At 40.6% G+C, this 25513-nt stretch carries 24 protein-coding genes; all 24 read right to left on the bottom strand.

The annotated features are described in order from the left end of the window. The coding region (locus ADF68_RS07325; protein ID WP_049549245.1) for an SIALI-17 repeat-containing surface protein at positions 1-1005 on the bottom strand (1005 nt) is incomplete at its 3' end. Between the two features lie 41 nt (positions 1006-1046). Continuing rightward, positions 1047-6854, bottom strand: coding sequence for a ZmpA/ZmpB/ZmpC family metallo-endopeptidase (locus tag ADF68_RS07320; RefSeq protein ID WP_049549244.1), 5808 nt, complete (start codon positions 6852-6854; stop codon positions 1047-1049). A 518-nt stretch (positions 6855-7372) separates the two neighbouring features. Next, complete coding sequence (locus ADF68_RS07315; RefSeq protein WP_049549243.1) at positions 7373-8317, bottom strand: N-acetylmuramoyl-L-alanine amidase family protein; 945 nt, start codon at positions 8315-8317, stop codon at positions 7373-7375. A 2-nt stretch (positions 8318-8319) separates the two neighbouring features. Next, the gene (locus tag ADF68_RS07310) at positions 8320-8652 is read right to left on the bottom strand and encodes a phage holin (RefSeq protein ID WP_049549242.1); all 333 of its coding nucleotides are present in this window, start codon (positions 8650-8652) and stop codon (positions 8320-8322) included. Beyond that, the gene (locus ADF68_RS07305; RefSeq protein WP_049549241.1) at positions 8636-9055 is read right to left on the bottom strand and encodes a hypothetical protein; all 420 of its coding nucleotides are present in this window, start codon (positions 9053-9055) and stop codon (positions 8636-8638) included. The genes ADF68_RS07310 and ADF68_RS07305 overlap by 17 nt, the downstream gene beginning before the upstream one ends. Before the next feature lie 16 nt (positions 9056-9071). Then, the gene (locus tag ADF68_RS07300; protein WP_049549240.1) at positions 9072-9704 is read right to left on the bottom strand and encodes a hypothetical protein; all 633 of its coding nucleotides are present in this window, start codon (positions 9702-9704) and stop codon (positions 9072-9074) included. Further along, complete coding sequence (locus ADF68_RS07295; protein ID WP_065426695.1) at positions 9704-9958, bottom strand: hypothetical protein; 255 nt, start codon at positions 9956-9958, stop codon at positions 9704-9706. The genes ADF68_RS07300 and ADF68_RS07295 overlap by 1 nt, the downstream gene beginning before the upstream one ends. A gap of 18 nt (positions 9959-9976) precedes the next feature. Next, on the bottom strand, positions 9977-14662 hold the full coding sequence (locus ADF68_RS11260; protein WP_053090651.1) for a phage tail spike protein: 4686 nt from the start codon (positions 14660-14662) through the stop codon (positions 9977-9979). After that, positions 14659-15354 (bottom strand): adenylosuccinate synthetase, encoded by a 696-nt coding sequence (locus ADF68_RS07285; RefSeq protein ID WP_049549239.1) that lies wholly within the window; start codon positions 15352-15354, stop codon positions 14659-14661. Before ADF68_RS07285 ends, ADF68_RS11260 begins: the two co-directional genes overlap by 4 nt. After that, complete coding sequence (locus ADF68_RS07280) at positions 15354-18377, bottom strand: phage tail protein (RefSeq protein WP_049549238.1); 3024 nt, start codon at positions 18375-18377, stop codon at positions 15354-15356. Before ADF68_RS07280 ends, ADF68_RS07285 begins: the two co-directional genes overlap by 1 nt. Further along, positions 18377-18757: a DUF5361 domain-containing protein gene (locus tag ADF68_RS07275; RefSeq protein WP_049549237.1), complete on the bottom strand. Its 381-nt coding sequence runs from the start codon at positions 18755-18757 to the stop codon at positions 18377-18379. The genes ADF68_RS07280 and ADF68_RS07275 overlap by 1 nt, the downstream gene beginning before the upstream one ends. Positions 18758-18771: 14 nt before the next feature. Further along, positions 18772-19083, bottom strand: a complete 312-nt coding sequence (locus ADF68_RS07270; protein ID WP_065426694.1) for a hypothetical protein — start codon at positions 19081-19083, stop codon at positions 18772-18774. Between the two features lie 2 nt (positions 19084-19085). Continuing rightward, positions 19086-19637: a hypothetical protein gene (locus ADF68_RS07265; RefSeq protein WP_049549236.1), complete on the bottom strand. Its 552-nt coding sequence runs from the start codon at positions 19635-19637 to the stop codon at positions 19086-19088. A gap of 14 nt (positions 19638-19651) precedes the next feature. Then, complete coding sequence (locus ADF68_RS07260; protein WP_049549235.1) at positions 19652-19987, bottom strand: hypothetical protein; 336 nt, start codon at positions 19985-19987, stop codon at positions 19652-19654. Then, positions 19988-20224: a hypothetical protein gene (locus tag ADF68_RS07255; protein WP_049549234.1), complete on the bottom strand. Its 237-nt coding sequence runs from the start codon at positions 20222-20224 to the stop codon at positions 19988-19990. Next, a complete protein-coding gene (locus tag ADF68_RS07250; RefSeq protein WP_049549233.1) occupies positions 20217-20555 on the bottom strand; it encodes a hypothetical protein in 339 nt (112 codons plus the stop codon). The genes ADF68_RS07255 and ADF68_RS07250 overlap by 8 nt, the downstream gene beginning before the upstream one ends. Further along, positions 20542-20937, bottom strand: a complete 396-nt coding sequence (locus ADF68_RS07245; RefSeq protein ID WP_049549232.1) for a phage Gp19/Gp15/Gp42 family protein — start codon at positions 20935-20937, stop codon at positions 20542-20544. The genes ADF68_RS07250 and ADF68_RS07245 overlap by 14 nt, the downstream gene beginning before the upstream one ends. A 20-nt stretch (positions 20938-20957) precedes the next feature. Further along, positions 20958-21176, bottom strand: coding sequence for a HeH/LEM domain-containing protein (locus tag ADF68_RS07240; protein ID WP_049549231.1), 219 nt, complete (start codon positions 21174-21176; stop codon positions 20958-20960). A 3-nt stretch (positions 21177-21179) separates the two neighbouring features. Then, on the bottom strand, positions 21180-22076 hold the full coding sequence (locus ADF68_RS07235; RefSeq protein ID WP_049549230.1) for a phage major capsid protein: 897 nt from the start codon (positions 22074-22076) through the stop codon (positions 21180-21182). A gap of 14 nt (positions 22077-22090) precedes the next feature. Continuing rightward, positions 22091-22552, bottom strand: coding sequence for a capsid assembly scaffolding protein Gp46 family protein (locus tag ADF68_RS07230; protein ID WP_049549229.1), 462 nt, complete (start codon positions 22550-22552; stop codon positions 22091-22093). Between the two features lie 80 nt (positions 22553-22632). Further along, positions 22633-24045, bottom strand: coding sequence for a terminase (locus tag ADF68_RS07225; protein ID WP_049549228.1), 1413 nt, complete (start codon positions 24043-24045; stop codon positions 22633-22635). A gap of 104 nt (positions 24046-24149) precedes the next feature. Further along, positions 24150-24902 carry a phage antirepressor gene (locus tag ADF68_RS07220; protein WP_049549227.1) on the bottom strand — a complete coding sequence of 251 codons (753 nt, stop codon included), beginning with the start codon at positions 24900-24902 and terminating at the stop codon, positions 24150-24152. 10 nt (positions 24903-24912) lie between these two features. Beyond that, positions 24913-25188, bottom strand: a complete 276-nt coding sequence (locus ADF68_RS07215; protein WP_049549226.1) for a hypothetical protein — start codon at positions 25186-25188, stop codon at positions 24913-24915. Between the two features lie 120 nt (positions 25189-25308). After that, positions 25309-25485, bottom strand: coding sequence for a hypothetical protein (locus tag ADF68_RS11255; protein ID WP_172924868.1), 177 nt, complete (start codon positions 25483-25485; stop codon positions 25309-25311). Positions 25486-25513: the final 28 nt, after the last annotated feature.

The following is a 25513-nucleotide window of genomic DNA, read 5'->3' as shown; positions in this document are numbered from 1 at the left end:
TTGAACTTCCGGTTCGCCTTTGTCAGTCACAACAGCTTCGGGTAATGCCGGTTGAACTTCCGGCTCGCCTTTGTCAGTCACAATAGCTTCCGGCAACGCTGGTTGAACTTCAGGTTCTACAAGGTTTGTACCTATTGGTTGCGTATAGTCAGGCTTCTCATACTTAGGAGCATCGTCTGGGACTGTGCCTACTGGTGCAGTGTACTCTGGTTTCTCTGATTTAGGTGCTTCGTCAGGCACTGTACCCACTGGTTTAGTGTATTCTGGTTTCTCAGCTTTAGGTGCTTCGTCAGGCACTGTGCCAACTGGTTTAGTATATTCTGGTTTGTCTGCTTTAGGTGCTTCGTCAGGAACCATCCCCACAGGTTGAGTGTATCCTGGTTTTTCATGAACTTCGGGCTCAACCAGATTACCACCAACTGGTGCTGTATGTTCTGGTTTTTCTGCTTTAGGCGCTTCATTAGGGATACTTTGAATTTCAGATAATGGGACATTTTTTGTCCCCTCATCTTTATGTTGAATTTCTGAAATTGCTTCATCATTAAGTGGTAAGTATCCAATATAACGATATCCAGCAATTTGAACTACTCCTTCATTACTTGGAGCTTTCAAAGGATTGCTTATATCGAGAGCTTGCATACTAGAAAGACTAATCAGTCCGACAGTAGTAACTAAGAACAAACTACTAACTTTTTTCTTTTTATGAACCAAAAGAACTAAACTACCAATAGCTAATAGACCTAAAGCTGTAAGCACAGAAGTCGATGAACCTGTCGCAGGAAGAGCTTCCTGCTGATAAATAAGAGCATAAGTTGCTTCATTATCAGTAGGAATTCCTGCTTGAATCTTGCTTAGTTCTTCCTTTGTCAGAGCGCTTTTTTCAATGTAATGATAGGTAGAAGCATGAATGACTGACGGTGCAACCAAGATACTTCCGAGTAAAACTGAACCAACAATCCCACAGATTTTTCGGATTGAAAACCGTTCTTTTTTAAATAATGACAATCGTAATCACCTTCTTTAATTTTATTTCCTAATAGTAAACACTATTTTTTATTCTTAAAAATTGAACTTCTAAAATCATCAGTTTGATTTAGATAGGCCTTAAACACTGCTCTCTTTAACTTATGAACTGCACTATCATATTCTGGATTATAGTTGTCCCAAGAATAACGATTCTCATCTGCATCCTTACGGACAGCTTCGTCCATTAATCGCTGCAGTTCTTCTACACTATGAATCGTCTTTCTTGCAAAACTTGCCCAAGATTTAGTTGGATCGTTGAAGGTAACCTTTTTCAAGTTTCTAAACTGATCCACCCGTTCTTGGTACATAGCTTTCTTGAAATCCGCCCAAGAAGAATACTTCCCTTCAAATACCTTTTCCAAAACAAGATCATCTGTCACCAATCCTCGTTCTTTACCATAGAGATTGATGGTTTTACCGTTTTGTTTGGCAACTTCTTCGTATTGGTTTGAGATATAAGGTACCATTCCATCCTTAAAGCCTTTGGCAGCCAGAAGTTCATAAGCTATCCTACGTCCCATCAAATCACCCGGAGTTCCCTTACTGCTCAGAGCCGAATAGATTGGGGCAAAGAGTTTAATCGTATAGTAACCGTTTCTTTCATATTCCCCAGACTTATATTCACGAGCTGACAAGATATTATTTTTAATTAAACTATCAAAGGTAGTCAATTTTTTGGCATCTTCTTCTGTCAGATTTTGTACTACGTTAGTAGCGTAAACCTCATTTCCATCTGCAGGATCTTTCACGTATTTATTCTCGATTTTTCTCAGGGCCGTCATTTTCTGATAAGCATCTAACTGTTTCACGATAGATTGCCCTTCGAGATATTCCAACATGTAAACGACATCAAACATATTGTGGACGTAGTTCTGAAGATCTGCTGCATTATTAAATCTTGTAGTTGGATCAAGCACTTGCAATCGCTGACCTTCTGTACTATCTGATGTTTTATGTTTCAAGATAGAGTTTATGGTAATGGTTGCATCACTTGGTTGGTCAGGAGCTTGCAATAAGCCTTTTGCGAAGAACTCTGGTCCTAAGCCACTTCTTCGACCATAGCCACCAAGGTAAATATCCTGATCTGAATCATGTGTCATCTCATGGGTATAGGTGATAGCTCCATCCTTATCTAACATACGATAGGACATATAGTAAACGCCATCTCCAGTTGCATAAGCACCATGATGATTGTGAACTACTTTATTCCCCACTGGACCAAAGAAATTCTTCATCGCCGGATTGGTACTATCAAACTTAGCCTCAACTGTGGCTTTTCCAGATGTTGTATCATCTCCAAACTTATAGGCATCATAAAGTAGAATTGTACGATAGAGTTTTTCACGTCCTTCTTTATCTAAAATGCGATACCAATAATCATAGTGATCTCGTTGACGTTTGGCTGTCTCACGCGCGTTTTCTTCAACAAAATCATTGAGATTCTTGCCTGCTTTGTGCTCACTATTGCGGTAACGATCATAAGCTCCAAATCCTAGACTAGACATGGTCGAGATGACAAAGACTGATTTCTCTGGCAAGGTTAGGAGCGGCAAGACCATATTGCGGTATTTCCATGTGGCACTACTAATGCGATCATAAACACCAATAGAATACTTGGTACCAACTAGTCCTTGCTTCGTTTTCACCTCTTCGATATTGGATTTTTCTTCGACAATGTAAGCCTTGGTCTGTGATTTAAACCAGTCATTATTGCTTTTGTCTGGTAGAAAGACTTTTCGGTAATTTTCCAACGTGCTAAACAAATCTGTCGTTCCATGATGGCTGGCAAGACTGATAGCATAAGTATCGACATTGTTTTTAGCAAGAAGATTGTTAAAGCCAGATTTACCTAACTCAATCAGAGTATCTAGTGGTGAAGTATTTCCTTTACCAAAGAAGTCCGGATGATACATAACTAGGTCTTTGACATTCACTTGACCATAGCTAAAGTTATACCAACGTTCTAAATAAGTTAAACCGAGTAGTAAGGCTTCCTTATTGTTCTTGATTTTATCTACAAGATAGCCTCTGGTAACTGAGTTGTCACCAGCAAGTCCAGCATCTGCTGACAAGAGTTTTTTCAAACTGTTTGCCAAATCTTGTTTTGTTTTGGCGAACTGGTCTTCCAGATAGAGCTCAGTTTGCTTGACATCTGGAGAAATTCCGAGTGTCTTTCTGATAGCATCCGACTTATAGTCAACCTTTTGTAAGTCAGGTACGACTTGCTTAATGATAGAGTCTTGGTCATACAAGAATTGATTTGGAGTGTAGAGGAGTCCTGTATCCCCTAAACTATATTCTGCTAGCTTGGCAAAATCAGTCTGGTACTTGAGATCAAGCTTCTCAGATGAATGGTCCTGATAGTGAAGCAAGAGTTTATTTGCAGTCTGTTTGTTAGAAACAATATCTGTGATTACTTGGTCATCCTTCATCATAACTGCGGACAAGAGTTCTTTTTGATATAAGAGACTGTTCTCCTTGACCAGGTTTCCGTATTTCACGATGGTCGCCTTGTTATAGAAAGGTAACAATTTTTCAATGTTCTTATAAACCAAAGCACGGTTAGCTTGATAATGCTTCACCTTAGAAAAATCACTTTCTTTACTACCACTTGTTGAAAGGGGCTCCACTGTTGGAGGAGTGAGAGGATTGATTTCTGCTTTTTTATTAGTCACTTCAGAAGCATCTAGCATTGTTCCTCTTTCTTCAAAGGATTCTTTGCTGACGACTTCATCCCTAACTAAGGTTACATTGTATACTCTGTTCGCCTTGCTGCTGAATGTGTCCTTCACCTTCATTCCATTGTAGTGGTAACCGGTAATAGCATTTCCGTTGGTTACATGGACATCACTGAGAACATTGGTCAAGCTTCCAGCATGCTGTTCCTCATTCGTCTTTCGATCCCACAAATATCCAGCCACACCCGCAACTCTACCAAAGTGCTTGACATTGTTGATATCACCTTCCGCATAACTGTTCTGTATATGCGCATCTTGGTCTACTAGACCTGCTAGCCCACCAACAGTCTGATCTGAACTATTGGTGTTGGATGAAATGGCTACTGTCGCTTTTGATTTAGTCAGTGAAGCTTTGTTTCCTGTCAAATGACCGACCAGACCACCGATATTATAGGCAGCAGTTGTTTCATAGGTATTGACAATTCTTCCCTTGAAACTACTCTCTGTGATGCTTGATTGGTCTGCCTTAGCAAGCAATCCACCGATACCACGTTCTCCAGCCAGAACACCATCGATATGAACTTGTTTAATCTTTGTGTTATTCTGAGCTTCATTTGCCAGTGAAGCAATATCATTTTTCCCTGAAATAGTAACATTTTTTAGGCTCAGTTTTTCTACTGTAGCACCACTCAAGTTTTCAAACAGAGGTTTTTTCAAGTTATAGATAGCATACTTCTTACCATCTTTTTCACCAATCAACTGACCAGTAAAGGTGCCCTTGATATAGGATCTTTCATCAGGACCAAGCTCCACTTCGTTAGCATTCAGGCTGGCCGCTAAATGATAGGTTCCAGAGGGATTTTGGTTTATAGCTTTGACCAGATTACTAAAGGAAGTAAAGTTTGTCTTTTCCTCTTTAGACTTCTTATCGAGGTAGAAGGTGAAATGGTCGACATATTTATTGTTCTGCTCTTGCTGGAGTTTCTCAGCCTTAGCTGTAATTTTGTAAACTGGCTGACCATTTCTTTCCTCTTCAGTTATTGAGGAGACTGGCAGATAGACATCTTTAAATGCCGAAGATTTTACCTTGACAAAGTAATTATCCGTATTCTTTGGAATTCCATCCAATGAGATATGTTGTTTATAAGTCCCATTCGTCTGGCTGTACAACTCAATATCCGAAACATTTCTTAATTCGAGTGTTTTTTCTGGATCCTGCTCTTTCGTTTTTTCAGTCGGAATATCTGGCTTTACTTGATCAATATCACCAGTGTATTCTGGAAGTGGGGCTACCTGTTCAGGCTCACCTTTGTCAGTTACAACAGCTTCTGGCAACGCTGGGTGAACCTCTGGTTCGCCTTTGTCGGTTACGACAGCCTCTGGTAACTCTGATTGGACTGCAGGTTCACCTTTGTCAGTTACAACAGCTTCTGGTAAGGCGGGTTGGACTGCAGGTTCGCCTTTATCAGTAACAACTGCTTCTGGCAATTCAGGTTGGACTGCAGGTTCGCCTTTATCAGTAACAACTGCTTCTGGCAATTCAGGTTGAACTTCAGGCTCACCTTTGTCACTGACTATAGCCTCTGGCAACTCTGATTGGACTGCAGGTTCACCTTTGTCAGTTACAACAGCTTCTGGTAAGGCGGGTTGGACTGCAGGTTCGCCTTTATCGGTAACAACTGCTTCTGACAATTCAGGTTGGACTGCAGGTTCACCTTTGTCAGTAACAACAGCTTCTGGTAAGGCGGGTTGGACTGTAGGTTCACCTTTATCGGTTACAACCGCTTCTGGCAATTCAGGTTGAACTTCAGGCTCACCTTTATCGGTTACAACCGCTTCTGGCAATTCAGGTTGAACTTCAGGCTCACCCTTATCAGTCACGACTGCTTCTGGTAACGCAGGTTGAACTTCCGATACGCCTTTATCACTTACAACAGCCTCTGGCAAGGCGGGTTGGACTGTAGGCTCACCTTTATCGGTTACAACTGCTTCTGGTAACTCTGGCTGGATCGCAGGCTCACCTTTGTCACTGACTACAGCTTCTGGCAACTCTGATTGGACTGCTGGTTTACCTTTGTCTGTTATAACTGCTTCTGGCAATTCAGGTTGAACTTCCGGCTCGCCTTTGGCGCTAACTACAGCTCCTGGCAACTCTGATTGGACTGCTGGTTCACCTTTGTCAGCTACAACCGCTTCTGGCAACTCTGATTGGACTTCTGGTGTGCCTTTGTTACTGACTACCGCTTCTGGTAACTCTGGCTGGATCGCAGGCTCACCCTTGTCGGTTACCAGAGTTCCAGCTTGTACATCCTTATGTTCTGCTAATTGTGATTGAGAATTTGAAGATCGTTTCTCTTCTTTTCTTGGATTGGTTAATTCTGCAGAGAGAGGTTTTTCAACTACTTGAACTTCTGTCGGCTTAGTTGAAGAAACAGATGTTTGTTCCTGCATAGCTTGTACTGTTGATGGATTCTCGACAAAATTTGGTGTAACACTATAATCCACATTTTGTTGTTTTGTAGGAGTGGCTGCTGATTTTTCTTGATTATTTACTTTAGACTCAGAAGTTATGTTTCCCTCTTTGATATATCCAACATATCTGTAACCTGAAATATCTTTAGGAAGAGGTAATTTTTCTCCAAAGGTCAGTTCATAGTCAGTATTGTAATTTATCAAAAGATTATTTTCTAAAGCATGAGCTGAAACTAAGACACCATTTCCTATCCCTGCAACCAATGCTAAATGTAATACTGTTTTATTCTTAACCTTTTTCTTGGAGACGGCAAAAATTAAAATCCCCAGAGCCGCTAAGCTAGCACCAGTAACTAGGGTTTGCATATCATTCTTACTTCCAGTATTTGGTAAGTCTCCCAGTTGATTTTGGGAATTTAATTTATAAACAAGATAATAAGTCTCATCATCATTCTCCATGTATGTAGGAATGTCATAGACAAGCTGCTTCTTTTCTTCTGATGATAGCTCTGACTCTGTCACATATTTATAGTGAACACCTTTAGTCTCTTGAGCCTCTACAGATGAGATACCTAATACAGACATAAAAAATAAACTTGAAATCGTTGCAGAGACAAGTCCTACTGATAATTTTCTAAATGAAAAACGCTGTTGTTTTTCACCAAAGTACTTTTCCATGATTCCTCCTTGAAATAAAATTTTAAAAATATGCAAGCTAAACTTTATTATATTAGCCTGTTATCTTATAAAAAGGTAACACACTTTGATTATACTCTTAATTTACCAAAAAGTCTTAAAATTGAGATGCGCTTTCATACTTTGTTTTATATATAAAATACGAATGAACAGGGTTTGAATTTCTTATATTCTTTTTGGATAAAAAAATAGGCTCTCCGAAAACTCGGAAAGCCTTATTTAATGCTACTTCTAGCTTCCTAGCCTTTACATTTCAAGGCTCGGGATAAAAAGGTTCACTGGACCTTTTTATTTTGCGATTGGGTAAACAGAAACTTGTTGTTGCAATAAAAGAAAACTATTATGCAATATCCTTCAAAACCTTGAAAAATCAACAAGTTACATTCGTAAAAATTACCGTAAAATTACATAGTCAATAATTATGGGTATCATTTTGGGTATCAAAAAAACCGCAAGCGTGAGCCTGCGGTCTAGTGTAATAATTTTTTATTCTTTCTGTTTTATTTTGTCGTGATGAGCCCATCAGGCTCAACTGTAAATTCTGGTTTGTCTGCCATGCTGCCGTCTGGTTTGAGATAGTACCAACCGTTGCCTGATTTGATGAATTGATTTGATTTCATGTCGCCATCTTTTTCATCAAGATAGTACCAGGTTTCTCGGTATTTCACCCAGCCTTTAGCCATACGACCGTCTGCCTTGAAATAATACCAGTAATTACCGATGTACATCCAGCCTGTAACCATTGCGCCACGTTTGTCAAGATAGAACCAATCCTTCCCATCATTGAACCATCGATTGATTAGGCAATAGCCGCGATTATCAAAGTAGAACCATTCATTGTTAACTTTCTTCCAACGGTCTTTCGGATAAGAACCATCCGACTCCTCCCACCACCAGCCGGTTTCATTACGTTTCCAGCCAGCTTCAGATAGACCACCTTCAATATCTTTCTTGAATTGCTCACGGATAATGCCCCATTTTGCCAAGTAAGGGTATGGATCCACATGGTCTGAGTGGTTGTTTGGTTGGTTATTCGTGCAATATTGATGCGTCTTGATTCCTGCTAGGCTGTCAGAGTCCAGCGTTCTCGGAATGCCTGCTTCGTCCGCAAGATTCCGCAGAAGTTCAATATAGAGCTTGTAGTCACGCATGAACTCTTCTTTACTTCCGTGACTTTCGATCAATTCGACTGCTGCGTAACTCTCAGCATTCCAACCGCCACCAACGTCCCAAGATCCGTTATTTACAGGCCCTACTTGCATGACACGGCCGTTTCCGACAACATGTGAAAAGAACCCTAGTTCAGGGTCTTTACGATAATGGTAGTCAGCTTCATTTTGTGCGGTTGAGTTTCGATTTCCTGTTGAGTGTGCATGCACTTGACGATAAGGTTGTACACCGACCTGAGGTAAGTTAGTTCTTAATCTGCTTGTATCAATATCCATCCTTACTCCCCTTTCCACTCTTCGTTAATTTGTTTGACCGCTGACTCAACGAAGGTATCAAGGTCACGGTCAGTCATGCTGATGTTGTATTTTGACAATTCTGCACGGATTTTAGTTCGTGCCTGTTCCAGTTTTTCCTCGCCTTTAAAGCCAGTTTCTGAAGCTACTTGCTCTACGGCATTGACCGCATTTTTGGCCAAGCTCTCAACAATTTTGATGGTTTTCTCCCCACCTTTTTTAATGAGGTAATCTTTGACTGCTTTAACCACAATCCCAATCAAAATGATTAAAATGCTGATGGCTCCGTTTGCGATAATTTCATTGATTTGTTGCATTTATATTTTCCTCCACAATTTCCAATTCTAGAAATTTTTCATACAGTACCTTGATGGCTCCATTTCCACCAAGCTCGACATAGCTTTCGTAAAGACGAGACAATTCCTCAATCTCATGCTGATTGGTATTGCCTCGTCTAATGGCTTTTTTTAGGTTTTCTTGCAATCGAAAACGTTGTAATCTTTGAAGACCTTTTCCAATGATACTCAAGCCTTTACTATTATCTTTGCCAATGTTCTCAACATTTGAGACTGTTTTTTCAATAGCACTAATTTTGTCAGATAAGAGACTGATTTGCTTGTCAGTTTCTTTTGTATTCTGCGTGCTTTTGAAGGAGAAATAGCTAGGAATGATTACGATTAGAATCGGACTCAATTTATCCAAAAATGCTAGTAATTCCAATCAGACCACTTCCAATCTACTGTGCAGGAACTCGAGTAGTTTCAAGATCACTTCCATTCTTTTGGCCATCCCACTTCCAGATTGCAAGAAGGCCATTTTGAGATGGTCCGCCTTCAAGTTGTTTGAGAGATTCGCCTTTGTAAGTGAAAGCCTGATTTGTCTGAATCAAGACACGCTTGCCCTCGCCGTTCAATTCGACATGTTCAGGATCTTCAATCACAAACATATCACCTGGTTGATAGGCCTTACCTTCTTCAGCGAATGGGAAGAGTTCAACAAGTTCCTTGTAGGTTGTTCCATAGGCGATTTTCTCACCCATAATGGAATCTTGAGCCATGACTCGTACTACTTTGTCGATTTTATTTGCAAGCGCAGAGAGTCGATTCTGCTTGCTTTCATTCTGAGCAATCTTCTGATTAGCCTGTTCAAGCTGCACCTGTGTTTTGACGATGGCATTAGTTGGGTCAAGTTCTGTACGGATATGATCCAGCACTTCTTGAATCAAGGTTGCTTCATTATCCTGCGTATGGTCGCCGTGCAATTCTACTTGCTCGTAAGAATAGCGTCCGTTGTTTTCCATCTTGATTGCGACAACTGTCACATTTTCTGCGCCTTTAAGATATGGTTTAATTGCTACTTCGTAATTCATTAGTTAGTTCCTTTCATTTTTGCTTGTGTCTCTTCAAATAATTCTTTAAGCGCTGGATCATATTCTAAAACAGCTTCAAATTCATTGATTCGTTCTTTGATGTTGTTGTTTTCTTGCATCAACTCCTGATTCGCAATCTTTTGATCGTTCAACTGAACAATAGAAAAATTATTTTCAATCATAGTATTCGTTGATGCAGTTGACAATTCATTGATTGTCATTCGTAGTGCTTGATTAATTTGCTCTGTAACCATTTCTGCCTCCTTGCATTATTAATTTAATTCAGAGAAATCTGTATATAAGATTCCTCTTTTATCTCTAAGAGTATTAAAATTGACGATAAATCTTTCAAGGATCCCTAAGAGAGAAACTTTTTGGCCCCATTTATTAATAAAATAAAAATCACCAGATAAAATCGCTGAACGTTTTCCTGTTTCAGGTTTGTCTTTATCAACAATAGGCCCGATTGTAGGTGTATCACTTGTCTGAATTATCCAGCCTTTTTCATTTTCTCCGAAGCCTTTATTTGATACTCTCAAATAATCTCCTATGGAATTCACGTTTCTTTGTTGAGGATTGTTCCAAATCTGTATTCCTGCAAAAGTTTGATTATTACCATTTTCCGTCCCATCTGAATTAGAGCCTATAACAGTAACTCCAGATTTTGTTTCTCTATTACCTGCTACTTCTTGAATACCGGTGTCAAATTTTATAAATTGATTCGGATAACCTGCTACAACACGTCTCATAGCTGCTTTTTCTGTATAGACTTCGTACTGACCTTTGTTTAAGTCAATTTTCATCGCTCCATTCGTAGCACTTAAATTCCCACCCGTAATTCTATCAGCGTCAATGGTGATGCTGTTAAGGTGATTGATAAATGCTTGCTTGCTTATAATGCCTTCAATCAACGCATCCTTCGCGGTAATTCTCTTGATAAACGCATCATCGAATTTCACTTTTTCCGCAGTAACAGCTTCAGCATCCAAAACTACAGTAGTCACCGAACCAGCTTCAAAATTGGCTGTCTTCAGCTTATCAATCATGGCAGACTTGATAACCGCTTTATCAATCAAGGTTTCACCCGTGATGTGAGTCAGTTTACCGTCAAGTCGATTATGACCATTGGCTCCAAAATTGATTCCTGAAATCAAATCACCTGCACTGTTGATGTTTTGAACCGACCATGAGTCAGCAAGTTGTCTTTGAACGGTTTTCAGGCCTTCATTCTTAGATACTTCAACCTGGAACAGCTGGCTGGTCATAGCCATGCGAGCAACCTTATCCGCAATCCCGTTTTCAGTATTGCCTAAAATCCGCTCATAAAGCTGACTGGTTTCTTTAACACGCTGGAAGTCAGTAGTCTCTACTTTTCGCGCTAGCTGATTGGTCACATTCGAAAATTGCCTATCAGCATTCGCTTTGTTAGCAGAGACCTGATCAGATATTCTACCCATTTGTCGTTCAGCATTATCCTTATTTGTAGCGACCTGAGTCTTTAAATTTGAAATCTGATTATCTGCACCTTGCTTGTTACTGTTTATCCGATTTGAAAGATTTGAAATCTGAGTAGTGGTTCCTTGCTCACTGCTTGTAAGTCTATTTGATAGACCACTGATTTGGCCACTCACATCTTGTTTATAAGTCGTAACTTGACTGGAAATATCCGTGAACTTACCATCTACAGATTGACGATAACTTGCGATTTGACTAGCGATTTCTTTATTCGCACTAGTTTCAACAGCTTCAATCTTCTGATTGATACCCTTCACATCTTCTTGATAAACCGCTTTGCCTACATAGTCCTTCGCAACTAGCTCACGTACAGCCGTCGCTTGTTTTGCACTTTCCTCACGGGTATAACGCTGTAAAGCTTCCTGTCGCTGACCGTCTTTATTGACATATTCCTGAATAGCTGACAAGTCAGTTCGCAAGCCTTCAGCAGTTTTCTGAAATTCAGACTTAGCAACGACAAGATCCGTCTTGCCATCTTCAGGAGCAGGACCTGCATCTATACGAGTTGAGCTTCTGGTCAATTCAACCTTGCGAAATGCCACATGGCCAATTCCGTCATAACCAAGAATAATTCGCCAGAAGTCAAAATTATCAGGCTTGGTCAATGCTGGGATAGTGACTTGATAAGTCTGCCAGCTAGATGTGAGGTTGAAAGTGCCAGGTATAATTTCAGGATTACCGGAAACTGTACGGTTGGCCCTTAATGATAGCCAAACACTTGAAGAGCCAGAGTAGCAAATCCCTTGAAACGAAAGTGTGTAGGTTTCGCCAAGTTCCAAGTCTAGAAGAGCTGTTGAACTCTTCCAAGAAGAACGACTACCTTCTTTCGAATTGATTTGCATCTGCTTCCAAGTGTTAGTCGTACCTTTGACGTTGTATTCGCCGTTTGAGATAGTCCAATCTTGTGGACTGTTATCTCCTTGACTATAGTGCCAAAGTCCTCTTGAAAAGTCGTAGTCTTCAGCATAGTTGCGACTACCGACCTTCATTTTTGAAAATTCTTCACGCAATTTCCCAGCTTCAGCCACAACTAAGGTCTTGTCTGCCTTGTCTTTGGTTGCATTGACAATCTCTTGTCTAATACCAGATGCCCGCACCTCAAATTCAGCCATGCTCAATTTCTTGTCCAGCTTGTTCTGCGTGCTTGTTTCCAAACTCTTCACGGACTGCCTGATGTTCTCAGCAGTCACGTTGAGTGAGCTGATATCCGCTTTAGTTCTAAGCCCTTCGGTCAGACGATTTACACCAGCATCAAGTGCATCAGCACGCTGTTTGAAGGTCGATTCGACAGTTGAAATCCGACCGTCAATATCTTCAGGAGCTTCTGAATAAGAAGTATCTACATCGCTTATTTCAAACTTCGGCATCCAAATCCAAACGGTTCCTTCTTGGTTAAAATCGAACAACCATTCATTTGTGGTCTGCTTGGATTCGTTTGTCCAACTTTTGGGAATATGGATAACATATCGTTTAATTTCTGTCGACAATGTTACATTTCCGGTTTTGTACCAAATGTTGCCTAATCGAGATCTCAGCATTATTCCGTTTTTATTCGCCTTGGCATAAAAACTAATGGTTACATCTTGATTAGTCGTACTTCCAAAAATTACTTTTCCAAATTGACCCAGAGCTGGATAAGTAATCTTAGGATTACCTCCGTCCCGACCAGATGGATTCTGACCAACGATTTTTAAGGCATTATGACCTAAATACTTATCTGTGCTATCAATAGCGGCCTCGTAAGTACTCGTAGTCCAAATCCCTGTTTTTGAAATATTCTGCTTGAATAGTGAATTCAAGAATAGATTTCGACCGGATGCCTGCACACTCGCTATCTTACTAGCTAGCTCCTCGGCTGTCTGTATGAGTTCTGACTTGCTGGCCTTACCACCGGCCAAGTTGGTCAGTTCTGACAGTCTGCGAGTCGTCGTTTCTTCATACGTCGCTTGCGCTGACTTCACGCCAGCTAGTTCTTTTTTTGTCTGTATTAGTGCTTCAACTTGTTCATCAACTTCATCTTTTATTTGTTCTTGCTTCGATAGAACTTCATTTGCTAAATCATCCAAATCACTTGACAAAGTCATCTGAGCGCTCGTAGCCTGTGTCTTAAACTCTTCAAGTTTAGCGATTGAATCCAGACCAATTCGCTTCGCTTCCTGAGCAAGCAGACTACTTGCGCCAGCGTTTTGTAAGGCTTCTATAGCCCTACGTTTAGCATCTTGTAAAGGACCATTTTCAAAGCTGTCGAAACACTGATTGATAGTGTCAGAGAGTTCTTGCTTGACTTCTTCAGCTCTTGCTTTGGTAGAATTCAGGCCATCAGTAAATTGATTGACCAACTCTTCTTTCTGTCTGTCAAAAGCAAGGTTAGCATTCTTGAGTTCTCTTGCTAACTGCCGTTCAAAATTACCTTGAAGTTGTTGAGTTTCGTCCTTGACAGCATCACTCACTGCGTTACCAATCGCATTCGCAAGACCTGACTGGAACTGACCGAAGCCAATTGATTTCAATTTCTTGGCCATTGGTGAGTAAGTGTACTTGGTAATCTTCTTACGCACATCAAGGTTGTAGACCTCATGAAAAAGACTAACAATATCGAACATCTGAACAGGCACGTCACTCTGGCCGACAACCTCAATCTCAAGGCTATCTTCCATCATGTCACAAAGTGAGGTTCGATAATACTGCTCACCATACTTACGAAGGCTTGCTTCATCCTTCACATCCTGGTCATTAACCTCAATCACATCTTCATAGATTTGACTATACTTGTTAATGAGTAGACTATCAATTGTGACCGTAAATGTACGATCAGGTGCTTTCTCTTCATCACCTTTGACAGTCGTAGTGAAAGTAATTCGAGTCTTCAAAGACTTGGTAGAGGTCTTGTGCTGATAGCTAGACAGGTTCTTTTTGTACATAAAAAGCGATTCATTTTCTGAACCGCCATTTTTTAAAAGTCTAACTTGATATCCATGACGCACAAGGTCACCACCCCATTGACCAAGGATGGAATGCTTGTCTTTCGCGAATGCTTCCATGGCATTCTTAGAGCCAATATTGAAGGTGTGCCTATCTTCAATATCCGAGAAGAACGAGAACGGATTGTCACGAGTGATGCTTCCAGCGAAGCGACTCAAGGCAGTCGAACCAGTCTGCCTATCCAAAGAGATTGGATTGACCACATAGTTATTCAAGAGGGTGAACACCTGGTTCGCATAGACTTGAATATAACCATGCTTCTTCTCAACCTCGAAGATGACAAAATCCTGCTCGCCGTGAAGATCATCAGCAGTTAGGAATGTCTCCTCCTTCAACTTCTCCCACAAGGGATCAGAAGTTGGGAATCGAAAACTCAATTGGTAGGTGCTATTATCCTCTTGAACAATTTCATCAGCGTATGCAGCATTCAGAGGCATATTCCCATTTGTTAAATAAATCAAATCTTATACCTCCAATTTGGTCGAAAAGTAATCTTACGGACGGTTCCAGTAAACGAAACACCAATCTTACCAGTCGGGATTTCTAAGAACCCTCCACGCTTCCGAAGTGTGTTCTGAACCGCACCAGTAGCGTTGTAGATGTTCTGCTTTCCTTGTCTACAATCGATTGTAGCCTTGGTCTTAATCGTAAGATACATGGTCTTACGACCAATCGTAAGAGAGATATCACCATCCCCCTCGATTTCGATGATAGGCTCTGAATAGATTGTTCCAAGATTATTGATTGTACCAGATGCAGTCAGAACCACAGGTTCTACGCTCTTCTGATATCTGAATGGTTGCATTTCTAACTTAATTTCTAACTTCCAAGCATGATTCCCAAAAGGTTCAAAACTAGCAGTCACAAAGTTAGCATAAAACAATGAGCCAAGCTGATAGCTAAATTCCAAAACGTTATCATTCGATTGAAACTTATCAAGAATACTTGAAATCTCAACCATTTTTTTAACGTATAGAATGAAGGTCCTTTCGTAACTGTCGAAAGAACCGTCTAATACACGATAACTGCCATTGACTCCATAAAGGTCAGCCTTCTCTCCCTTCGGCTTAGCAGCCTCCACCTTCCCAAAATCTGTCACATCACAACCAGGAAGGCTTGATGTATTAAAACCGTTGATGATCATATAATCCATTAAATTCCTCCCCTCGCATAAATAGCACCATGTTGTTCGTAGGTTTTGAGCGAGATAATGTCATTGTCTAGATAGACATCTGACGATTTCTCAAGGATAGCAGTAAGGATTCTTTCCATACTTGCTCTCAGAATCGCTATCTCAGACACGGTTCTATTTTCATGCGCTTCAAATTGAGTTGATGGCATAGCCAACTGAGCCTCAAGACTTTTAGTAACTGAGGCAGAGGAATTCAGGTCCAGACCGTCTCCTGAAAATACATCCGCAATCTCATCAGCCATGCCTCCGACCGTTTGCTTGACATCCTTAAATTGGTCTTGCAATCCTTGATCTAACCCCTTCATGATTGCAGTACCAGCAGGAATCAAGAGTTTACGGTCATATTCGATAGGACCTTTGTGATCACGAATCCAATCCGCGATTCCACCAACAAAGTCGGTAACAGAGGACCACATAGACTGCAAACCATTCAAGAAACCTTGCAAGATTGCTTGTCCTGCACTATACAAATCAATATTCCACAATTGATTGAAAAAACCAGTGACATTGCTTACAAGACTAGACACAGCATTAGACATAGTGTTCCATGCGTTCTGTGCTCCAGATACAAGACCATTGATAATGCTTAAAACACTAGATGCTAGAGAACTCCAAGCATTGCTTGCCGTTGACTTGATGTCTTCCCACAAACTTGATAGGAAGTTCATAAAGCCATCCCAGATATTTTGAGCTCCCTGCACCAAACCTGTGATCAGACTTGTTACAGTAGATTTTAACCATTCCCAAGTCGCTGAAGCAGCCGACTTGATAAACTCCCAAATCGCACTAAGAACAGCAGAAAAGTTTTCAAAAACAGCAATACCATAACCAACAATAGTATCTACAACTCCAGAGAAGTATGTTTTGATACCTTCCCAAATCATGGAAATGCCATTTTGAATACCTTCCCAAATTAGAGAAAGATCAGCTCCTAGCTGATTAAAGTTCCCTGTTACAAGGTCAATAATGATTAGAATAGCGCCCAAGAAAATGGATTTGATGAACTCCCAAGCGCCTTGAAAAATCATCTTAATCCCTTCCCAAATTTGAGTAAGACCGTCTGAAATGTTATTCCAAACATTCATGAATCCGTCAATGAACGGTTGAACAATAGCCATTACTACCGTTGTGATAGCTGTCCATGCCACAGACGCAGCCTCTTGAATACTTATCCACAAGTCAGAAAAGAATGTTACAACAGCAGTCCACATCGCTTTCAAAGATTCGATGTAAGCAGTCCAAGCTGTAACAACTCCATCCCACAATGTGCTAGCACCCTCAGAGATACCAGACCAAAGACCGACAAAGAAATCAGCAATCCCCTGCCAAGCCTGCTTGATCCAATCCACAAAAGATGACCAAATTTGCTGACCAGTTTCTGTTTGTGTGAAGAACCATACCAGTCCAGCAGTCAATGCTGCGACTGCCGTTACGATTAGGCCAATCGGATTTGCAGATAAAACTGCATTAAAGATACCAAACGCTCCACTTGCTCCCATGGTTGCAGCCGCATTCGCCGCCTCTGCGGTAGTGAGTGCACCGGTTCTTACGAACTGAGCTAGCATTAAGCCATTCGTAATAGCTAGAGTTGCATTCCTGATTGTTTCAATTCCTTTTATTACCGCTAAGACAGCTTTATATCCTGCCCATGCACTCGTAATACCAACAACAGCCGATTTTAAGGCATCTAATGCAAGAGGTGAATCTTTTAACCAAGAGGTAAATTTACTAAGACTTTCAGAGGCGTCCCTGATAAAACCTGTGATACTTTCAAAGGCAATGCCTAGCAGATTCACTCCCTGCTCTCCATCTTTGATCCCTAAAAGATCACCAACGAAACCCCCAATAATGCCTAATACATCACCGATTGCAGAACCAATGTTCTCAAAAGTAACTCGAATATTGTCTGCTATGTTGATAATTTGGTTCGCTGCATCTTCGCTAAAACCAAGTGCATCTAATATTTCAAAATTCCCCTCTTTATCCATAGACCCAAAGATCATATCAAAGAAGGTTTCGAAAATTCCTGTCACATGTGCAACTTGATCAAAAACAGCACTACCAAAAGCATCTCCGAAAAGTTGAGAAGCAATATCACTGAGTCCGTGTGTTAAAACAACACCTAGCCCTGATAAGATGTTCCCTATCATGGGTAAGAAATTTCCGAATAAAAATGTTTTCGTTGTTTCTAATAATGACTGCAAGGCTGGTGTTACATTTTCACCAATTGCTATCTTCCCTAGCACATTCTGAGCAGCTGCTTTCATGGATTCAAAAGAACCACTAAAAGTAGATGCTGCCTCTTTGGCAGTTGTACCAGTGATGTCGAGATTTTCTTGGATAGCATGGATAGCATTATAAACATCCGAAAGATTGTTAATGTCGTACTTAACACCCGTCAGTTTCTCTGCATCAGCTAAGAGCCGTTGCATTTCTTGCTTTGTACCACCGTAACCAAGCTTCAAATTGTCAAGCATGGTGTAGTTCTGCTTAGCAAATCCTTGATAAGCCATCTGAATGCTCTCCATAGATGTACCCATCTTGTTCGCATTATCTGACATATCAATCATGGCCATGTTTGCTGTTTCAGCAGCTTTATTAGTGTCACCACCAAGAGATTGCAAGAGGCTAGCTGAGAAGCCTGTCACATTTTCCATATAGGCATTAGCTGACAAACCTGTGGTCTTGTAGGCTTCGTTAGCATACCCCTTCACCTTGTCAGCAGAACCTTTGAATAGAGTTTCGATACCTCCAAGTGATTGCTGAAGCGCTGCTCCTTCACTGATAGCTGCCGAAAAGGCCTTGCCAATTCCTGCCGCTGCAATAACTTTCGTCATAACGCTAACAAGACTAGAACCCAATGACTGTCCAGCGCTTTGCCCTGCTGAACTCGCTTCAGGATCGAGGATTGATTGGATTTTACCAGTAATACCTCTGGCTGATGGTATCAATTGTACATAAGCTTGTGCTATTTCTGTCGCCACTAATCCTCACCTCCTATCTTTTCTAGAATTTGCTGACGATATTCTTCAAAGTCCTCACCAGAATCAAAGATCATCTCCTTACTTTCTTTAGCTTTAGTTTTACCTGTCAGCTCCTCTGCAACCATTAATGGTTTGTTGATTCCTTTCTGACCGTCTGTTGTTTTAAACCAAACAAGAGCAGAAAGTCTATCTAGTACGCCCGCAAGCAAAAAGGTTTCAAAAGGAACCTTGATATTGGTCATTGCTAGTTTGATCCGTGAATCATCTCTCAGACCAAAAGCAAAGACAGCTACCTGGTCAGCAGGTAACTGTCTGTAGTCAAAAATTCCATAGGTTTCAGCTAAATCACAGATAAGAGCATCTTCGTCTGTTTGAATCATTCTAGCAAGGAGTGCTATTTTTTTAACTGGTTCTTACTTGTAAAGATTTCCCGAATTTCATTCCCAATCTTGTCCAAAGGAACAATTCCATCCGCAGTTCGCACATGATTTTTCAAATCTTCCGATTTGTTACCAAGCATGAGTTTGACCACTTTGGGTAAAACTGCCGGATTTGTATCTACTTCAGCGATGGCTTCAAGTAACTCATAGTTTTCCAAGCGCTCTTTTGTAATTTCAAAAGCAAATCCAGTCGAAGTAACACCACGAATTGTTTTAATCTGTGGGGTTGCTCCGTTATTTTTTTTCTTATGATTTCGTCTTGACATGATTAAGCTCCTTTGATGTATTCATAGTGTGTGTCGTCAGCAGCGTTAGGGAAGGCAGTGACTGTCGTACCATATCCGAGAACACTTCCATCGTTATAAGTAATTTCATCGATGGCAGTTACCTTTCCTGAAGGGATAACAATACGTTTAAGTACACCACCTTTTAGAACCGTTTCGATTACAAGGCAATGATGTGGCAATTCTTTTGAATTTGCCTTAATTGTAATTCCTGATGACAAGTCCCCAGATACATTATCTGGTCCATACACTTCCTTCAAAACATGTAGATTCAATGCCTCAATAAGCATATATTTGAATGTGTCTGTTTTTTCCTTTTGAACTGAACTTACAATGACACCGCCCCATGCTTTAATATTCTCTGACTCAGGGGAGTTGCTATTGGTCATACCGTCATCTGAAATATAACCTAGTGCTTCAAACGCCTCATCTAATTTTGTTGTTGCGTCTGTCGGCAGTGCTGTTCCAAGAGGTGCAGAATAAACCGCACCTCCGATTTTAGGTTTTGCAGTCGTTACATTTGCTTCTTTTCCCATTTAATTTCTCCTTTTTAAAAATAATTAATATCAAATACGGCTTGATATCGATATTGTTTCGTTTCAGTGTCCGTAAAGTTGTAATCGCTGTTTAAGTGGACACCACAGATTGAATCTAATTCAATCAACTCTTTTACAGCTTTTTTCACTTTCACATTAAGCTCTGCAGCCTTCTGCATAGTAGGACCATAGCTTTGAAAAGCAAAGGTCGCACTACCAGAATGATTTCGCTCCTTACCTCCAGTTTTTTGAATAATGACAAAACTGGCTGGAGCTTCAGCTTCATGCTCAAAAAATGACGGTACATCTAAATGACCGTCAAGATATTTCTTGATAATAATTTCAATCATCTAATGCACCGCCTTCAACAAAGTGTTATTTTTCAAATTATCCCTTTTCGCTTTTCGCGTAGCTGGATAAATCATAGCATTGGCCCTTGTCTTACCAACGTGGCTATCTTGTTCGTAACCAGGGCCACATCTTTTTTTAATGACTGTCGCTTCTTTGTTCAGAATGTCCTGAATCTCTTTTGATTTCAAAAGAGCTCCTACACCCGAACCGATAAGCTTGACTTTTGTATTACTCATACGCTTCAACCATCACTTTCTTGTTCCAGTCTAAAGGCATCATGGCTTCAATTCCTTCCAAAGGAATACCAATCGTGCGCCATTTGCGCCCAAAGAAACGAACTTCACGGTCTTTCCACTCGTTCTGATCGCCTTTTGGAATGCCTAGTGTATAAGAGACCTTCTTTCCAGTCAGATTGAGTTGATTAGTGACATCTTCTGTCGAAGCTGGAACAACCAGGACGTTATCTACTTGAACTTCGGTATTCTCATAGATTGGATGCCCAAAGTCATCCCGACCATTCTTGGTTTTCCCAATCAAAGTCACAGTAATTCCTTTAATCCGTCCCATAGATATCAATCACCCCATATCTTTGTTTTTTTAGACCCAGACGTTTCAATTCAGAGTCCTTGATGAAGAGGCCGCCACCAGGTACTAGATAAGAACCACTCACTGAATAACCCAAAGCGCTCTCAGCAAATTGAGTCATCGGCTCCTGCTCAGTTGAGGTCATCAAGGTACGAGCTACCACATCGACTGTAACCGATTTGACCACTATGGCAAAAGATGGATCAGTAGTAACCAATCCATCTATATCTTTGCCAACTTTTTTAGCTTCAACGCGAAGAGAATGAGAAACAACTTCCAACAGCGCTTCGGCTCGTTTTTCCTCATCGAATTTCAACGCCCGCCACAATTTTTTCAAATCTTCTACTGTTGCAAAGTTTTCCATTTCTACCTCCAGTCAAGCGACTACTGGACTTCAGTGTCAGCTTGTTCGATTATCGAAATCAATTCAGGTTTTGTGGCGCGGTTATCATAAGTAATACCTTTTTCATCAAGGATTTCTTTCAACGCTGCGTTAGTTAATGAGTCCAAAGGTTTGTATTCTGCAATTGGAACCCAATCGCCTCCACTAATTGCATTTTCAGTAACGATAGTAGTCCCTGTTTTTACATTAATGTATTCCATATACTACCCCGCTTTCACAACACGAGCAAAGCTGTTTTTGTCCAAAATTCCCCAACCGAGATAGATTTCTGCACGAAGATAGACTTGGTTATAACCTTTCAAGTCTTTCCCAGAATTGTCTGGATCACCATATCGAATAACTTCGAGTGGAATCTGCTTAGCATATCCCCATTTAACCATGTTAGCAAAGTCACCAACAATAGCAACATCCTTATTGGTTCCAACATTAAGACCAACTGTAGTATTCACATCTACAGGTAGACCATTAATAGCCCCTGGATTTGCTCCCCATGCCAATTCAGGGTATAGGCGCTCATTAGCTGAGTTCTTCATGCTAGCTAGTGCACTTGCAAATGTAGTATCAATAGCCATACCGCTAACGATATTATCAGCTCCTTGAATCATTTTAACTGCATCTTCGACATTAGTATCTGGATCGCTTGTTGTAAAGTTCACTGTCTGAGTGACCGCCTTGTCAAAACAGTTATCCCCAATAACAGCGGATTCTTGTTTAGTACGTGGATTTACGCCATGGAAGGCCATGATATCAATACCACGAGCTACTTTATTAGCAAACCCTTCATTGAATGACTTCAAAATATCGATTTTAGCCTCTTCTGATGCAAAAATGAACTCATCAGATACACGAGCGCCATACTCGATTTTAATAGGCACAATAGTTACAGGTTCTAGACTTGCACCACCATGCGTTTTCTTCCCGTTTTCTGCAACGATATCTACATCAGCATCTAACGAGAACGTAAATTCTTTCAATCCATTGAAAGGAATCGCTTGTTGATTAGACAATTTAGCCAGTGAGCTGTGACCCTTAACTTTGTTGATAAGGTCTGTCACAAGCATTGGATCAAATAATGTTCCTCTTGATAGTTGATCTGTCATATATTATTACTCCTTTAATCTTCAAAAACTAAACCTTGTACTAGGTTTTTATAAGATGTATTTTCAGTTTTTTCTAGAGCAGGCTCTAGATTTCGCATTGGTGCGAAATGTTCAGTAGGTTTTACGAAAGATGCCAAGCGCTCCGCATCAGCTTTGAAGCTTTCTTCATCATTTCCATGCAAACGATCTGCAAGGTCATAAGGCAGTCCATGTTGCAAAGCTACTCGAGTTCGCAGACTAGCTGTCTCATAACCAGCGATTTGATTCTGCAAAACTTCAAGTTGCTTGTCAGCATCTGACTTACTTTGATTAGTAGCTTCGATTGTTGACTTCAAGCCAACATTTTCTGTTTCCAATTCTGTAACTCGAGATTTGAGCTGGTCATAGTCGCTATACTTCGCTTTCTCACGAGATAAACGCTCCTTAATAGCAGCATCAAATTCTTCTTGTGTAGTGATTGGTTTAAATTCTGACATTCTCATGTCTCCTTTCTCCTGCTTCCCCGGCAGTTCGGTAATTTTTGGCATCAAAAAAAGCAGTCACAAGACCGCTTATTTTAATAACTGATTTTTTGCTTTTTCTTAGGCTTGGTCGTAGCACAAGCCCAGTGCGCAAGCAAAGCACTATCCATCAAAGAAATATCCATATCGTCAAAGTGCGATCGATAACCAAAACCACCATTTGAGCCAATATTCCGCTTATCGCAGTTAGTAGCTACTTTTGATAGCGATGGTTGACCAGCGTGACAGATGGTTTTCTGGTAAATTCCCTGCTCCCAAAGAGCGTTGGCCACGATGATTTCTTTCACCGTCGGTAGAATCACGTTCTTGATTCTATAGTCCTTCAACTCTTCATCCAGGATCTTTTGACCACTTGCGCCATCGATGACAATTTGAGCCACGTCAGCTTGACGCAAAAAGGCAACCATCCACTCATTACCATTACGAACGGATTGACAATCGACTGTTTCGATAAAGAAACGGCCATCCTTGGTACGTGCAGCAATGCTCAATGCCACGTTCGTTCCATCTTGACCGTACTTAATGCCAACAGACAGCTTGCCAGATAATGCTGGAATATCATCCACCTTGAGCTCGTTCCACTCAGTTTCAGAAATAGCAGATTTCTGGTTGTAAGTTGGCCAAAATCCCAAACGTTGGATATTATGGTCTAGCTTATCCTCACCAAGCTCTGCCTCAATCTTCCGCTCATTTAAGTGGTATCCCATAGACGGATTAGAATTATACCAAGCTTCCACATCATCGATTTCCTTTTCATCAGAAACTGACCACTCAGCCCACCCTGAATACTTCCCTTTCCCGAAAAGACAAGTCTCACGATACTTAGTAAAGACCGTACCACTTGAAACAGGTGTCGGAGGTGTTCCACACATGATTGTGATAGGATTTTCACTATCCGTAACCGTGTACTTCAAAGCAGATTCTTGCTCAGTCGTGTACTCTTGAGCCTCGTCAATGATTAGCATATCAAAACCTTCACCAAGACCACCATTTGATGTCCTAGTACGGAATTGGATAACACCACCTGTTGAATAAAGTTCAATACGCTCCTGCCCCTTCGCCCGAATGGAATTAAAATCCTCACCATCCACATACCCCATTTTCTCAAGGTATCGTTTCACCTTCTCGAAAGAGGAATGAGATGTAGAAATTCGGTGAGCCGTGTGCAGGATATTCAATCCCTTATGCAAACCCCAAATTTCAAGAATATAAAGGATTTCAGATTTTCCGTTTCGTCGAGGAATAGAGTAACCAAACTTCTGATGCACCCAAAGATCGTTCTTGTCAACAGCCATCATAGGCAGCAAAAGATTCTTTTGCCAAGCATAGCAAGAAAGACCAGTCCGCTCGTAAAGTTCAATCGCTTCTTTAGCTTTTGAATTTTTCTTGACGTATTTTAAAATCACCGATTGAGAAGGATTCTGATTGCCAAGTTTCTTCCTCGCCATCCACTGCTCCTTTCAATCGTACCGCATGATAACCCTATCGCTGGGAGATATCGGATCACCTCCTAAACTAAAGCACAATAAAAGCACCCTTTCGAGTGCTTATATTATGCTACTTCTGCTAATAGTTTTTCCATGAAATAGACTTGACCTTTTCCAGTAATTTTTGTAGTTTTACTGATACGAATTGTTCCATTAGGTTCATGGTGTGTTCGTTCTTTAATTTCAAACAATCCCCTATCCATACTACGCTGAGTTGGCATATTCCAAGAGTCTCCTTTTCGGTTAATTAGAAATCCATTTTCACGTAGCCAAATAAACAAACGATTCTGACCAATTTCCAGACCATTCTGACGGAGCAACTTAGCAAAGTCACCAATCAAAATAGATGTCTGACTAGCTGACACCGCATTAGCAAAGAGAACTTTTGGCTTGTCAGCTTCCATCTGCGCTTCCAACGCTTGTTTTTTAGCTCGTTCCTCTTTCAATGCTTGAAAGGCTGCGATAGCTAAGTCTGGATCGTTTAGCAACTGATCCGTCGCATACAACCCATGCTTACGAATAGAGGGCAGCACTTCGCTAGTGACCCAATCAGCAAATTTCTCTGCTTCTGGTTTGCGAGATTGAAAAACAAGTTTATAGAAATTCGCTTCGTTGATGAAGTTGGCTTGTTGGACTCCTCCATTTGTAAGGAGGTCGGTAGTAACTACCCCCTTTGAATTTAGCCTTTTTACTACATCTTTACTGTTTTTTATATCCAAAATCTGACAACAATCTTTTAAGTTGAAATAAATTTCTTGATTAACTTCTGTCGTTCTTACTTCTCCGAATTGTTCATTTTTAAAAATTTGTAGTTCCATTTTTATGCTCCTAGTTAAAAATTTTACTTCCTAAGATTTCTGCTTTATCTGTTGAGTTCATCAAAATAAAAGCAATTTCATCTAGTGTTGAATGAAGTAAACCGAATTGTTCATTAAAAGTATCAAAGAACTTTTTAGACATCTCTTTAAAAGCTGTCTCGTCCTTAAGTTGAACCCAAGCCAAGGTTTCTGTCATATTGGTTGCCATTTCAACCGTTCTTCGAATATCTGCAAGCTCGTAGCCTAGATGAGTCAATTGTTCTTCTGTTAATTCAATTTTTGCCATAATAAAAACACTCCTTCGTGTACCTTGAAAAGAGCGTCTCAGCATGATATAATATTTCATGCAGAAACACTTCTGTGGTGATAACGTATGACCCTATTCTTGGCGGGAGCAGGTCGTACGTTATTTTGTTATCTCAGACTTAACAAGTTCAATCCCACGCATGACTACTTCAGTTTTGGTCATGCTTTTTTGTTTAGCAACCTGTTCAAGATTACTGAACTCTTCCTCAGTCAATCTCATTCTAAATTGACGAGATTTAGGATTTTCACTCTTAGGTCTTCCAGTCCGTGGACTCATTTCATCACCTACTTTCTGTTGCCACAAC

This window comes from Streptococcus pseudopneumoniae, assembly GCF_001068775.1.
Taxonomy (GTDB): Bacteria; Bacillota; Bacilli; order Lactobacillales; family Streptococcaceae; genus Streptococcus; species Streptococcus pseudopneumoniae_N.
Note: the sequence above shows the minus strand (reverse complement) of the source record. Positions and strands in the feature narration are given on the sequence as shown.

What these genes read in the sequence shown, in the direction of transcription:
- ADF68_RS07320 (WP_049549244.1), bottom strand. Translation starts at nt 6,854, where the DNA reads ATGGAAAAGTACTTTGGTGAAAAACAACAGCGTTTTTCATTTAGAAAA.
- ADF68_RS07315 (WP_049549243.1), bottom strand. Translation starts at nt 8,317, where the DNA reads ATGGATATTGATACAAGCAGATTAAGAACTAACTTACCTCAGGTCGGT.
- ADF68_RS07310 (WP_049549242.1), bottom strand. Translation starts at nt 8,652, where the DNA reads ATGCAACAAATCAATGAAATTATCGCAAACGGAGCCATCAGCATTTTA.
- ADF68_RS07300 (WP_049549240.1), bottom strand. Translation starts at nt 9,704, where the DNA reads ATGAATTACGAAGTAGCAATTAAACCATATCTTAAAGGCGCAGAAAAT.
- ADF68_RS07295 (WP_065426695.1), bottom strand. Translation starts at nt 9,958, where the DNA reads ATGGTTACAGAGCAAATTAATCAAGCACTACGAATGACAATCAATGAA.
- ADF68_RS07285 (WP_049549239.1), bottom strand. Translation starts at nt 15,354, where the DNA reads ATGGATTATATGATCATCAACGGTTTTAATACATCAAGCCTTCCTGGT.
- ADF68_RS07275 (WP_049549237.1), bottom strand. Translation starts at nt 18,757, where the DNA reads ATGATTCAAACAGACGAAGATGCTCTTATCTGTGATTTAGCTGAAACC.
- ADF68_RS07270 (WP_065426694.1), bottom strand. Translation starts at nt 19,083, where the DNA reads ATGTCAAGACGAAATCATAAGAAAAAAAATAACGGAGCAACCCCACAG.
- ADF68_RS07265 (WP_049549236.1), bottom strand. Translation starts at nt 19,637, where the DNA reads ATGGGAAAAGAAGCAAATGTAACGACTGCAAAACCTAAAATCGGAGGT.
- ADF68_RS07260 (WP_049549235.1), bottom strand. Translation starts at nt 19,987, where the DNA reads ATGATTGAAATTATTATCAAGAAATATCTTGACGGTCATTTAGATGTA.
- ADF68_RS07255 (WP_049549234.1), bottom strand. Translation starts at nt 20,224, where the DNA reads ATGAGTAATACAAAAGTCAAGCTTATCGGTTCGGGTGTAGGAGCTCTT.
- ADF68_RS07250 (WP_049549233.1), bottom strand. Translation starts at nt 20,555, where the DNA reads ATGGGACGGATTAAAGGAATTACTGTGACTTTGATTGGGAAAACCAAG.
- ADF68_RS07245 (WP_049549232.1), bottom strand. Translation starts at nt 20,937, where the DNA reads ATGGAAAACTTTGCAACAGTAGAAGATTTGAAAAAATTGTGGCGGGCG.
- ADF68_RS07240 (WP_049549231.1), bottom strand. Translation starts at nt 21,176, where the DNA reads ATGGAATACATTAATGTAAAAACAGGGACTACTATCGTTACTGAAAAT.
- ADF68_RS07235 (WP_049549230.1), bottom strand. Translation starts at nt 22,076, where the DNA reads ATGACAGATCAACTATCAAGAGGAACATTATTTGATCCAATGCTTGTG.
- ADF68_RS07230 (WP_049549229.1), bottom strand. Translation starts at nt 22,552, where the DNA reads ATGTCAGAATTTAAACCAATCACTACACAAGAAGAATTTGATGCTGCT.
- ADF68_RS07225 (WP_049549228.1), bottom strand. Translation starts at nt 24,045, where the DNA reads ATGGCGAGGAAGAAACTTGGCAATCAGAATCCTTCTCAATCGGTGATT.
- ADF68_RS07220 (WP_049549227.1), bottom strand. Translation starts at nt 24,902, where the DNA reads ATGGAACTACAAATTTTTAAAAATGAACAATTCGGAGAAGTAAGAACG.
- ADF68_RS07215 (WP_049549226.1), bottom strand. Translation starts at nt 25,188, where the DNA reads ATGGCAAAAATTGAATTAACAGAAGAACAATTGACTCATCTAGGCTAC.
- ADF68_RS11255 (WP_172924868.1), bottom strand. Translation starts at nt 25,485, where the DNA reads ATGAGTCCACGGACTGGAAGACCTAAGAGTGAAAATCCTAAATCTCGT.